The 11,330-nt window shown below is 66.2% G+C and carries 11 protein-coding genes; 6 read left to right on the top strand and 5 right to left on the bottom strand.

The genetic code is table 11. The annotated features are described in order from the left end of the window. Positions 1-211: 211 nt before the first annotated feature. Together AC5JJ6_RS23790 and ygfZ are read right to left on the bottom strand one after the other, a co-directional pair. Complete coding sequence (locus AC5JJ6_RS23790) at positions 212-787, bottom strand: PRC-barrel domain-containing protein (protein WP_496044434.1); 576 nt, start codon at positions 785-787, stop codon at positions 212-214. 99 nt (positions 788-886) lie between these two features. Next, entirely contained in the window at positions 887-1,783 is an 897-nt protein-coding gene (gene ygfZ / locus AC5JJ6_RS23785; protein ID WP_496044433.1) for a CAF17-like 4Fe-4S cluster assembly/insertion protein YgfZ, read from the bottom strand. A gap of 133 nt (positions 1,784-1,916) precedes the next feature. On the opposite strand from ygfZ, the gene AC5JJ6_RS23780 reads away from it, so the two are divergent. From AC5JJ6_RS23780 to AC5JJ6_RS23765, 4 genes are read left to right on the top strand one after another with little or no spacing between them, the layout of a single operon-like run. Beyond that, a complete protein-coding gene (locus AC5JJ6_RS23780; RefSeq protein ID WP_496044432.1) occupies positions 1,917-2,954 on the top strand; it encodes a glycosyltransferase family 9 protein in 1,038 nt (345 codons plus the stop codon). Next, positions 2,954-3,340, top strand: a complete 387-nt coding sequence (locus AC5JJ6_RS23775) for a DUF6165 family protein (RefSeq protein ID WP_044432229.1) — start codon at positions 2,954-2,956, stop codon at positions 3,338-3,340. The genes AC5JJ6_RS23780 and AC5JJ6_RS23775 overlap by 1 nt, the downstream gene beginning before the upstream one ends. Positions 3,341-3,362: 22 nt before the next feature. Continuing rightward, entirely contained in the window at positions 3,363-4,388 is a 1,026-nt protein-coding gene (locus tag AC5JJ6_RS23770; protein ID WP_496044431.1) for a glycosyltransferase family 9 protein, read from the top strand. A 53-nt stretch (positions 4,389-4,441) separates the two neighbouring features. Next, positions 4,442-5,878 carry a mannose-1-phosphate guanylyltransferase/mannose-6-phosphate isomerase gene (locus tag AC5JJ6_RS23765; RefSeq protein ID WP_496044430.1) on the top strand — a complete coding sequence of 479 codons (1,437 nt, stop codon included), beginning with the start codon at positions 4,442-4,444 and terminating at the stop codon, positions 5,876-5,878. Positions 5,879-5,919: 41 nt separating this feature from the next. Here AC5JJ6_RS23765 and AC5JJ6_RS23760 read toward each other — a convergent pair whose 3' ends face one another. The 3 genes from AC5JJ6_RS23760 to trhA form a co-directional block, all read right to left on the bottom strand. Beyond that, positions 5,920-6,390 carry a cupin domain-containing protein gene (locus tag AC5JJ6_RS23760; RefSeq protein WP_496044429.1) on the bottom strand — a complete coding sequence of 157 codons (471 nt, stop codon included), beginning with the start codon at positions 6,388-6,390 and terminating at the stop codon, positions 5,920-5,922. A gap of 26 nt (positions 6,391-6,416) precedes the next feature. Next, positions 6,417-7,580 carry an iron-containing alcohol dehydrogenase gene (locus tag AC5JJ6_RS23755; protein ID WP_496044428.1) on the bottom strand — a complete coding sequence of 388 codons (1,164 nt, stop codon included), beginning with the start codon at positions 7,578-7,580 and terminating at the stop codon, positions 6,417-6,419. Positions 7,581-7,694: 114 nt separating this feature from the next. Next, entirely contained in the window at positions 7,695-8,405 is a 711-nt protein-coding gene (trhA, locus tag AC5JJ6_RS23750; RefSeq protein ID WP_496044427.1) for a PAQR family membrane homeostasis protein TrhA, read from the bottom strand. A gap of 211 nt (positions 8,406-8,616) precedes the next feature. Here trhA and AC5JJ6_RS23745 point away from each other — a divergent pair, with 211 nt between their 5' ends. Together AC5JJ6_RS23745 and AC5JJ6_RS23740 are read left to right on the top strand one after the other, a co-directional pair. Continuing rightward, positions 8,617-9,621 carry a BMP family lipoprotein gene (locus AC5JJ6_RS23745; RefSeq protein ID WP_496044426.1) on the top strand — a complete coding sequence of 335 codons (1,005 nt, stop codon included), beginning with the start codon at positions 8,617-8,619 and terminating at the stop codon, positions 9,619-9,621. 31 nt (positions 9,622-9,652) lie between these two features. After that, complete coding sequence (locus AC5JJ6_RS23740; RefSeq protein WP_496044425.1) at positions 9,653-11,233, top strand: ABC transporter ATP-binding protein; 1,581 nt, start codon at positions 9,653-9,655, stop codon at positions 11,231-11,233. The last annotated feature ends 97 nt before the right edge of the window (positions 11,234-11,330 follow it).

Here is an 11,330-nt window from a genome sequence, read left to right as displayed (position 1 = left end):
GACAAGCAGGCGCGTCTATGTCGGCTGCCGCTTCGCTTTAGCACGACCTACGCAGCGAAGGTATCCGCACAGATCGATTTCACCGGCTCTCGGTATAAGCCCCAGACGCAGGAAAACCCCCGAGACGATGCCTCGGGGGTTCCCAGGAACGCACGCAGGGTTTGTCGGTCCCCTGGAACGTCCTGGCTCTTGATGACCCGCTGTGCGAGGGTTACTGCGCTCCGGTAGCGCCCGTGCCGCCGCTCGGCCGGGTCATGGTCCCGGACGTCCCTCCCGTAGCACCCGTGTCGGTGCCTCGGGACAGTGAGGTCATGGTGTCGCTGTACTCGAACTCCGGCATGCCTTCCACGTCGGCCTGCGTAATGCCGTTGAGCTTGATCTGCGGATCGTCGCCGTCTTCGTCCATGCCGATCTGTGCCTGGGAGAAGTCGACCGCGATCTGCTTGGCGCCGACTCCCAGGAAACCGCCGCTGGAGATCACCAGCTGCTTCGCTTCGCCCGAAGCCGGATCGACGATCACATCCTCGACCGAACCGAGCTTCTCCCCATCGCTGCCGACCACGTTCTTGCCCATCAGCCCCTCGGCGCTGGCGGCGCTGGCCGCCGACCCCGTGGCGCCGCCTTCGCTGACCACCGGCGAGTTGGCCGGAGCCGGAGCGCTCTCCATAGCCGAGGGCGGCGTCGCGGGGTTGCTGGTCGTCGGATCGGTCGCGGAAGTACCCTGCGCGAACGCGGCGCCCGTCATCAAGGCCAAGGCCGAGGCGGCGCCGATCAGTTCCTTACGCATCGAATAGCTCCTTGATATCTCACCCTGACGCCTCGCTGGCGTCGATGCCTCCTTTCAACACGCCCAAAAGGCAATGATTGCGCCCTTTCAGGCCAAAAATCAGAAATTGACCCAGCCGGGTTTGACCGGCGTAAGCTTGGCGTCGCCGGCCAGCAGCGGGGTTCCCTCGGCTCGTGCCCGCTCGATCTCCTCCAGCCGCAGCAGTGCCAGCGCCCTGTCGCCGCTGCCCGACCGCATCTCTCCCGCTTCCTTGTCGCCCAGCATCACGGTCGTACCCGGCTCCGGCAGGGTGCCTTCCACGATCACCGGGAACAGGCGCTTCCGCACCAGCCCGCGATAGCGGGTCCGGGCGGTCAACTCCTGCCCCATGTAGCAGCCCTTCTGCCAGGAGATGGCGTTAAGCTCATCCAGGTTGTTCTCCAGCAGGATGGCCTTCTCCACGATCAGGTCGCGGCTGCCGTCCGGCACGCCCGCTTCAAGCCGCAGCCTGTCGTAATCGGCAACCTCGGCCGCCCTGAACCCCGCTGCCTCCAGGACGGATGCCTCCGTGCCGCGCGGCAGGATGGCGCGGGCACCCAAGGCCGGCAGCCTGGGATCGGCGAACACGACGCCGCCGCCAAGTTCCGCCGCAGCTCCAGCCTCGCCCGGCAGACCGAGCGCCTCCAGCGCTCCCGGTCCGAACGCCGCCGTAACCGAATACTGTGCGCTGACGTCCTCCAGCGTGACCTTGGAGCGCAGCTTGTACATCTTCAGCCGGCGCTGAAGGTCCGCCAGACGCGCGACTTCGCAGTCGATCAGCAGTTTCCCGCCCAGTTCAACGATCAGGAAGTCGTGCAGGTACTTGCCCTGCGGCGTCAGGAAGGCGGCGTAGATGGCGCGCGATGGCCCAGCAAAGGTAACGTCGTTGGACACCAGCCCCTGAAGGAAGGCGGCGCGGTCCGGGCCGTCGATGGCCAGGATTCCGCGCGATGGCAGGGTGACATAGTTCATGGACATGGGACTCGCTCCGCCGGAGCCTAGGGAAAGGGCATCCCTCACGTATTGATACGGCGGCACTTTGACAAGGTGACTTCTTGGCGCGAGGCCGCCGGGCGGCTATGGTCCGCCATTGGGTATCCGGAGGCACGCATTGCGCATTCTGTTCATCGGCAACAGCCGGATCGGCGATTTCATCCTGTCGAGCGGCCTGCTGGCATATCTGATCGACACCCACCGCGACGCCCGCATCACAGTGGTCTGCGGCAAGATCATCGTGCCGCTGCTGGCCCATACGCCCAAGATAGAGCGCGTCATCGTCCTGGAGAAGCGCAAGCACCACCGCCACTGGCTGGACCTCTGGCTGATGACGGTCGGCACCCGCTGGGACCTCGTGATCGACCTCCGCAACTCGGCGGTTTCCCGCCTGCTCCGGGCCGGGCAGGTCCGCCGGGTCGAGCGGGTGCGCGGCAAGCGGCTGCACCGGGTCGAGGAGATCGGCCGCGTCCTCCGCCTCGACCCGCCGCCCGACCCGCGCCTGTGGCCGGGCGACGCCGACCGCGCCGCGGCGGCGGAATTGATCCCCGACGGCCCGCCCGTCCTGGCGCTCGGTCCCGGTTCCACCCACGAACACAAGCGCTGGCCGTCGGAACGGTTCGCCGAACTGGCCGTCCGGCTGACCGGCCCCGGCGGCATCCTGCCGGGCGGCAGGGTGGCCGTGATCGGCTCCCCCGCCGAACGCGCCCAGGCCGAGCCGGTGCTGGCCGCCGTCGATCCGGCCCGCCGGATCGACCTGATGAGCAACACGCCGCTGCTGACCGCCGCCGCCTGCCTCCAGCGCTGCGCGCTCTATATCGGGAACGACGGCGGCCAGATGCACCTGTCGGCCGCGGCAGGCGTTCCCACGCTGGGGCTGTTCGGCCCGACTCCTGCCCACCATTACCGCCCCTGGGGCGAGCGCTCCGACTACGTCCAGGCGCCGGAGCCATTCGAGGGCCTGGAAGCGCGGATACCGGAAGCGATGAAGGCAGGGCTATCCCTGATGACCGGCATCACCGTCGATGCGGTGGAAGCCGCCGCCCGGCGGCTCTATCTCAAGGTTTCGCCTGGCCAGTCACCGCGCATTGGCGAGCCCGCTTCCGCTGTGCTAGGAAGCGGCATGGACATTGACGGCAAACCAGGAACGATGTGATGGCAATCCTGATCGAAGTGGCTCCCGGCGAGTTGATCGACAAACTGACGATTCTGGAGATCAAGAAAGCCAACATCAGCGACCCGGCCAAGCTGCGCAACGTATCGCACGAGTACGACGTGCTGGCCCGCGTCCTGGCCGAACAAGTTCCGCCGAGCGACGCCCTGACCGACCTGACCGCCCAGTTGAAGACGATCAACGAGAGCTTGTGGAAGATCGAGGACGACATCCGCGACCTCGAGCGCGCCCGCGACTTCGGCCCCGCCTTCATCGAGAACGCTCGCGCCGTCTACGTCACCAACGACAAGCGCGCCGCCGTCAAGCGCCGGATCAACGAGCTGCTGGACAGCGCGATCGTGGAGGAAAAATCCTACGCCGCCTACTGACGCGTCCAGTAGCCAACTCATTATGGCCGGGACATCCCCCGACAGCGTCGCCGTCTTCAGCTATGAAGAGATCATCGGCGACGGGCTCTACAAGCTACCCTTCGTGCGGGCGCTCCGGGCTGCATGGCCGTCGGCGCGGATTACCTGGATCACGACCAAACGGACCGTCTACGCCGGCAAGCTCCAGCCCGTCATGGACGGGTTGATCGACGAGTTCCGCCAGGACAGCGGGATCGGCCACAGCCCCGCCGGGGTCCTTCTCCCCCTGCCCTGGCGCGACCGCTTCTCCATCATCATCGACACCCAGACGACGCTCTGGCGGACCCTGACGCTGCGCCGGCTGCCGCACGGCCTGTTCATCTCGCCGGCGGCGAACTTCCGGCTGTCCGACCGCAAGCCGGCCCCTGGCCGGGTCCGGCCTCCCCACATGGTGGACCGCCTGAACGAGCTGCTGGCGCTGGCATCCGGACACGTTCCCGCATCGAAGGCCGAACTGCGGCTGCCGGAAGACCTCACCGCCAAGGCGGAAGCGGCGCTGCCGCCCGGCCCGGACTATATCGGTCTGGCGCCCGGCGCCGGCAAACGCTTCAAGTGCTGGCCGCTGGAACGCTTCGTCGCGGTCGCCGCCGCCCAGGCGGAGCGCGGCCGGGTACCCGTCTTCATCCTCGGTCCCGACGAACTGGACTGGCTGGTCCCTATCCGCGAAGCCGTCCCCACGGCGCTGTTCCCCGAGCAGGATACCGCCCTCTGGGGCGACGGCTTCACGCCGCTTCGGACGATCGCCCTAGCCCGCCGTTTCGCGGCGGCACTGGCGAACGACAGCGGCGTCAGCCATATGTTCGGTGCGGCGGATGCGCCGCTAATCACTTTGTTCGGCCCGACCCCATCCGAGAAGTTCCAACCGAAGGTCACGCGCGGCGGAGTGATTACAGCTCAGGAGTTTGGAGGCGAGTCCATGACGGACATTCCGGTACAATCGGTGATCGAACGGCTTGACCAGCTTGCGATACGCCGTAACGCCCCCGGAGACTACCCGAAAAATCGCTGAAATCCGCGGACTTTTACTGCATTGTGTCGCTCAGAAACGGACGAGCAGAGATCATGCCTCCAATGAATACTCCCAAGACCATTCATCCCGTTCTCCTCTCCGGCGGGTCGGGCTCGCGCCTCTGGCCGATTTCGCGCGAGAGCTATCCCAAGCAGCTTCTGCCGCTGGTCGGTGAGCGGACCATGCTTCAGGACACGGTGCGCCGCGTCGTGGGCCAGCGCTTCGCGGCTCCGCTGGTGATCTGCAACGACGAGCATCGCTTCGTCATCGCGGAACAGCTGCGTGAGATCGCCGTGACGCCGTTCGCCATCGCGCTGGAGCCGGTCGGCCGCAACACCGCCGCCGCCGCCGCCGTCGCGGCCCTGATCATTACCGAACAGGACCCGGACGCCCTGCTGCTCCTGCTGCCGGCCGACCACGTCATCCGGGACGGCGACGCCTTCAACAAGGCGATCGACGCCGCCGCGAGTGCGGCTGCCGCCGGCAACCTCGTGACCTTCGGCATCACGCCGACCCAGCCGGAAACCGGCTACGGCTATATCCGCCAGGGCGCCGAGCTGACCGGCCATGCGGGCGTGTTCCAGGTCGATGCCTTCGTCGAAAAGCCGAAGATGGAAACCGCGCAGGACATGCTGGCCGCCGGCGGGCATTTCTGGAACGGCGGCATGTTCCTGTTCTCCGCCGCCAAGCTGCTGGCCGAGATGGAAAAGTTCGAGCCGGCCATCGTGGCCGCCTGCCGCGACGCGATATCCAAGGGTTCGCGCGACCTCGACTTCTTCCGCCTCGACCCCGAAGCCTTCGGCCGCGCACCGAGCATCTCGATCGACTACGCGGTGATGGAACGCACCGACGCGGCGGTCGTCGTGCCGGCGACCATCGGCTGGACCGATGTCGGCGCGTGGTCGGCCCTGTGGGACATCGGCGCCAAGGATGAGGACGGCAACGTCACCATCGGCGACGTCATGACCGAGGACGCCAACAACTGCTACATCCGCTCTGAAGGCGTGCTGACCGCCGTCGTCGGGCTGGACGACGTGGTCGTGGTCGCCACCGACGACGCGATCCTGGTCGCCAGCCGCGACAAGGTGCAGGACATCAAGAAGGTGGTCGAGCGCCTGAAGAAGGAAGGCCGTCCAGAAGCGAAGATCCACAGCCGCGTCCATCGTCCCTGGGGCTTCTACCAGTGCCTGCACGAAGGCGAGCGCTTCCAGGTCAAGCGCCTGACCGTCAAGCCGGGCGCCACCCTGTCGCTCCAGAAGCACTATCACCGGGCCGAGCACTGGGTCGTCGTCAACGGCACCGCCCTGGTGACCCGCGACGCCGATCAGGTGCTGCTGCGCGAGAACGAGTCGATCTACATCCCGCTCGGCGCCGTCCACCGCCTGGAGAACCCCGGCAAGGTGACGCTGAACCTGATCGAGGTCCAGTCCGGCTCCTACCTGGGCGAGGACGACATCGTCCGCCTGACCGACACCTATGGCCGGGCGTAATCGAAAGACAAGGGCCGGAAACCGGAGTTTCCGGCCCTTTCCTATTCCGCTCCCCTATGGATCGGATCGACCCAGGCGACGGTCTCCGGCTGCTCGACCATGGGGATGTCCAGGTTGACGACCACCGCTTCCTGATCGCTCCGCACCAGCACGCATTCCAGCGCCTCGTCGGCGCTGGCGTTGATTTCCTGGTGCGGGACGAAGGGCGGGACGTAGATGAAGTCGCCGGGTCCCGCCTCGGCGGTGAACTCCAGTGCGTCGCCCCAGCGCATCCGGGCACGGCCGCGCACCACGTAGATCACGCTTTCCAGCTCGCCATGATGGTGCGCGCCCGTCTTGGCGTCGGGATGGATCTTGACTGTGCCGGCCCATAGCTTCTGCGCGCCGACGCGGGCGTAGTTGATCGCCGCCGCCCTGTTCATGCCGGGCGTCTGCGGCGTGTTCGTATCGAGTTGACCGCCGCGCACGACGCGTACGCCCTGCTCGCGCCAGTCCGGCTTTTCCTCGGACATGCTCTCCACTCCTCCTCAGCCTGCGCTCAGCCCGCGTAGACGTCCCGGTAAAGGCTGACGATCTCCTCCTCCGTCGGCACGCGCGGATTGTTGGCCGGCGAGCCCGACCCAAGCGCCTGCTGCGCCATCAGCGGCAACAGCGACATGAAGCGCTGCTCGTCGATGCCGTAGTCCCTCGGCGTCGGCACCTTCAGGTCGGAGTTGAGGTCGCCCAGCGCCTCCAGCAGCGCCATGCCCGCCGCCTCGTCGTCCGCATCGTGCGGGCACACGGCCATGGCGCGGGCGCAGTCGGCATAGCGCCGCGCCGCCTTCGGCAGCGAGAAGGCGGTCACCGCCGGCAGCAGCATCGCGTTGGACAGGCCGTGCGGCACATGGAAATGCGCGCCGATCGGCCGGCTCATGCCATGGACCAGAGCGACGGAAGCGTTGCTGAAGGCGATGCCGGCCTGGTTGGCCGCCAGCATCATCTCCTCCCGCGCCTGCCGGTTGGCCGGCTCGAAGCAGGCGGTGCGCAGGTGGCCTGCCACCCGCGCCATCGCGGCGAGCGCCATCGAGTCCGAGAACGGGTTGGCCTTGCGGCTGACATAGGCCTCGATCGCATGGGTCAGCGTGTCGATGCCGGTGTCGGCGGTCAGCCGGAACGGACAGCTCAGCGTCAGTTCGAAATCGACGATGGCGGCCTGCGGGATCACGCCGTTGCCGGCGATCAGCATCTTCTCGTCCGTCTCGGTATCGGTGATGACGGTGAACTTCGTCACCTCCGACCCCGTGCCCGCCGTGGTCGGGATCGCGAGCAGCGGCATGCTCATGTTCGGGATGACGTTCGGGACCTTGTAGTCGCGCATCTTCCCCGGGTTGGCCGCCATCACGCCCATCGCCTTGGCGGTGTCGATCGGCGAGCCTCCGCCCAGCGCTATCATGCCGTCGAAGCCGCCCTCGGCCAGGATCTTCGCCCCGGCGTAGACCACATCGGTCGTCGGGTCCGGCACGGTGTCGGCGAAGACCTCGAACGGGATGCCCGCCTTTTCCAGCAGGTCGGTCAGCTTCGATACCGAGCCGCTGTCGCGCATATAGGGATCGGTCACGACCAGCGGCCGCCCGACCCCCAGCCGGCCCAGCGTCTCCGCGACCTGGGCGATGGAACCGCCGCCGATCAGCATCAGCTTGGGCATCGCGATTGTGGCGATCATGTTATTGTTTCCTCCCGCAACTGTCTGTGACCCGATCTTGTACGCCGGGTGCATGCCGGGGCAAGCCCCGACGTCCGGCAGCCATTGGATCATCGGGAATCATTGCCGGAAAGTTCAGGCCGCGACCGCCCCCTGGGCGACATAATAGTAGATCGAGAGGAAGTGGCACGTGCTGCCGGCCAGCACGAAGAGATGCCAGACCGCATGGTTGAACGGCATGCTCTCCCACACGAAGAAGGCGACACCGCTGGTATAGGCCAGCCCGCCCAGCGCCAGCAGCAGGAGCCCCGTCGTTTCCATGTTCTCGACGATCGGTCCGATCGCCAGTACCCCGATCCAGCCGGTGGCGAGATACAGCATCAGCGAGAGACGGGCGTAGCGGTTGGTGTGGAAGATCTTGAAGACGACGCCGAAGGCGGCGATGCTCCAGACCACCGCGAACAGCGTCCAGCCCCAGGCGCCGTCCAGCACCAGCAGGCAGTAGGGCGTGTAGGTGCCGGCGATCAGCAGGAAGATCGCGGCATGGTCGCAGGTCTTGAAGATCAGCTTGGTCGGCTTGTGCCGGATCGCATGGTACAGGGTCGAGGCCAGATACAGCAGGACCAGGGTAGCCCCGTAAAGGGTGAGGCTGATCATGACCCTGACGTCGTCGCTGACGACGGCCAGACCCATCAGCGCCACCAGCCCCAGGACCGCCAGCACGGCGCCGATCCCATGGGTCACGGTATTCGCCAGCTCTTCCAGCCAGGTGTATTCCTGATCCTTGGCCTGATCCTCGGCAAGCGGGTCGGAGACGGTCGAGCCTTCGGCAAGGTGAACGGACATGGAACCCCTCTGAGCCGCAACGGAATGCCCACGTATCTGACAACAGAATTAGAGCATGAAGGTGACAATCCGACTGTGATGCGAATGACAAGCGGATGACGATTCCGGACGCCCCGAAACCATGTTCCCCCTGTAACCTTTTGAAATCCGACGCTATGTTTGACCCACGCGATGAAATTGCGCGAAGAATCAAGGGAGCGGATGGGAAACGATGAAAAGCTTGCTTCACGCCTTGTCCATCACGGTCTGTACCGTCACCGCCGCCATGACCGGCGGCGCTGCCATCGGTACCGCCCAGGCCCAGAGCTTCCAGCCCGCCATCGTCTTCGACATGGGCGGCAAGTTCGACAAGTCCTTCAACGAAGCGGCCTATGCCGGCGCCGAACGCTTCAAGAAGGAAAGCGGGATCGAGTACCGCGAGTTCGAAGTCACCCAGGAAGCCCAGCGCGAGCAGGCGCTCCGCACCATGGCAAGGCGCGGCGCCAACGTCGTCGTCGGCGTCGGCTTCGCCCAGGCGAGCGCCATGGAAAAGGTCTCGCAGGAATTTCCCGACACCAAGTTCTGCATCATCGACAGCGTCGTCGAACGGCCCAATGTCCAGTCCATCACCTTCAAGGAGCATGAAGGATCGTTCCTGGTCGGCATGATGGCGGCGCTGGCGTCCAAAACAGGCAAGGTCGGCTTCGTCGGCGGCATGGACATCCCGCTGATCCGCAACTTCGCGACCGGCTACCAGCAGGGCGTCAAGCACGCCAACCCGCAGGCCGAGATCTTCCAGAACATGACCGGCACGACGCCGGCCGCATGGCGCGACCCGACCCGGGGCGGCGAACTAGCGAAGAGCCAGATGGACCGGGGCGCCGACGTGATCTACGCGGCGGCCGGCGGCACCGGCATCGGCGTCCTCCAGGCGGTGGCCGACGCCAAGAAGCTGTCGATCGGCGTCGACAGCAACCAGAACCACCTGCATCCCGGCTCGGTCCTGACCTCCATGATCAAGCGGGTCGACGTCGCGGTCTACAACTGCATGAAGTCGGCCAAGGAAGGCTCCTGGCAGGCGGGCTCCCGCGTCCTCGGCCTCAAGGAAGACGGCGTCGGCTATTCGCTGGACGACGACAACAAGTCGCTGGTCACCGACGACATGAAGAGACAAGTGGAAGCCGCCAAGGCCAAGATCGTCGCGGGCGAAATCCAGGTCCAGCCGTACAAGCAGTAAACTGGCAAGCAGCAAACCGGGAGCGGGCGGAATGACCGACAGCATCGCGCAAGGCGGCCTGGACAACGGGCCGGCCGGGAGCCATCCGCCCGCCCTGAGGCTCACCGGCGTCAACAAGTGGTTCGGCGCCAACCACGCCAACAAGGATGTTTCCCTGACCGTCCGCCGGGGCAGCATCCATGGCGTGATCGGTGAGAACGGCGCCGGCAAATCGACGATCATGAGCATCGTCTACGGCTATCTGCGCGCCGACGGCGGCACCGTGGAAGTCGATGGCCGGATCACCGACATCCGGTCGCCGCGCGACGCCATCGCCGCCGGCATCGGCATGGTCCACCAGCACTTCATGCTGGTGGACACCTTCACGGTGGTCGAAAACGTCCTGCTCGGAGCGGAGGGCGGCGCCACCCTGGCCCCAGGCCTCGGCCGAGCCCGCAGGGAACTGGAGCGGCTGGAGCATGAATACGCGCTGGACGTCGATGTTGACGCCGTCGTCGGCGACCTGCCGGTCGGCCTGCAGCAGCGCGTCGAAATCCTCAAGGCGCTTTATCGCGGCGCCGACATCCTGATCCTGGACGAACCGACCGGCGTCCTGACCCCGCAGGAAGCCGACCACCTGTTCCGCATCCTCCGGGCGCTGCGCGACCAAGGCAAGACGATCGTCATCATCACCCACAAGCTGCGCGAGATCATGGACCTGACCGATACGGTCACCGTGATGCGCAGGGGCGAAGTGGTCGCCAACGTCGAGACGGCCTCCACCAGCCGCGAACAGCTTGCCGAACTGATGGTCGGGCGCAAGGTGCTGCTGCGGGTGGACAAGAAGCCGGCGGAGCCGGGCGCCGTCGTGCTCGACGTGCGGGCGCTTAAGGTCGTGGACTCCACCGGAGTCCTGCGCGTCAAGGAAGTCAGCCTGAACGTCCGGGAGGGCGAGATCGTCGGCATCGCCGGCGTTTCCGGCAACGGCCAGTCCGAACTGCTGGAGGCGCTGGCCGGCATCCTTCCCATCGCCGGCGGATCGGTCCGCGTCCATGGCGAGAAGATCAGCGGCAGGTCCATCTACAACCCGCGCGACCTGCGCCGGGCCGGCATCGCCCATGTGCCGGAAGACCGCCAGAAGGTCGGCCTCGTCACCTCCTTCTCCGCCAGCGAATGCGCGGTATTGGGATACCAGGACGACTCCCGCTACAACGGGCGCATCCTGATGGACCACGGCGCGATGCTCGACCGCTGCCGCGCGCAGATGAAAAGCTACGACGTGCGCCCGCCCCTGCCGGACCTGCCGGCAGCCAACTTCTCCGGCGGCAACCAGCAGAAGATCGTGCTGGCCCGCGAGATCGAGCGGAATCCCGACGTCCTGCTGATCGGCCAGCCGACGCGCGGCGTCGATATCGGCGCCATCGAGTTCATCCACCGCCGCCTCGTGGAACTGCGCGACGCCGGCAAGGCGATCCTGCTGGTGTCGGTGGAACTGGACGAAATCCTGGCGCTGAGCGACCGCATCCTCGTCATGTTCGACGGCCACCTCGTCGGCGAGATCCCCGCCGGTCAGGCGACCGAGCGCCGGCTGGGATTGATGATGGCCGGGATTTCGGAGGAAGCGGCGGAGTGAAGCAACAGACGAAAGGATTGAAGTTTGTAGAGTTTTCGCCTCGTAGCGCAACTGTATTGAATTGGGGTTCTGCGGGGTGGCTCAGTGTATGGCGATC

The organism is Skermanella sp. (assembly GCF_059503625.1).
This window is presented reverse-complemented; position numbering and strand designations above follow the sequence as displayed.

Bases quoted from the DNA above. Each gene is read 5' to 3' on its own strand.
- AC5JJ6_RS23765 (WP_496044430.1), top strand. From the start codon at position 4,442: ATGCCTCCAATGAATACTCCCAAGACCATTCATCCCGTTCTCCTCTCC.
- AC5JJ6_RS23740 (WP_496044425.1), top strand. From the start codon at position 9,653: ATGACCGACAGCATCGCGCAAGGCGGCCTGGACAACGGGCCGGCCGGG.
- AC5JJ6_RS23770 (WP_496044431.1), top strand. From the start codon at position 3,363: ATGGCCGGGACATCCCCCGACAGCGTCGCCGTCTTCAGCTATGAAGAG.
- AC5JJ6_RS23775 (WP_044432229.1), top strand. From the start codon at position 2,954: ATGGCAATCCTGATCGAAGTGGCTCCCGGCGAGTTGATCGACAAACTG.
- AC5JJ6_RS23745 (WP_496044426.1), top strand. From the start codon at position 8,617: ATGAAAAGCTTGCTTCACGCCTTGTCCATCACGGTCTGTACCGTCACC.
- trhA (WP_496044427.1), bottom strand. From the start codon at position 8,405: ATGTCCGTTCACCTTGCCGAAGGCTCGACCGTCTCCGACCCGCTTGCC.
- AC5JJ6_RS23760 (WP_496044429.1), bottom strand. From the start codon at position 6,390: ATGTCCGAGGAAAAGCCGGACTGGCGCGAGCAGGGCGTACGCGTCGTG.
- AC5JJ6_RS23790 (WP_496044434.1), bottom strand. From the start codon at position 787: ATGCGTAAGGAACTGATCGGCGCCGCCTCGGCCTTGGCCTTGATGACG.
- AC5JJ6_RS23755 (WP_496044428.1), bottom strand. From the start codon at position 7,580: ATGATCGCCACAATCGCGATGCCCAAGCTGATGCTGATCGGCGGCGGT.
- ygfZ (WP_496044433.1), bottom strand. From the start codon at position 1,783: ATGTCCATGAACTATGTCACCCTGCCATCGCGCGGAATCCTGGCCATC.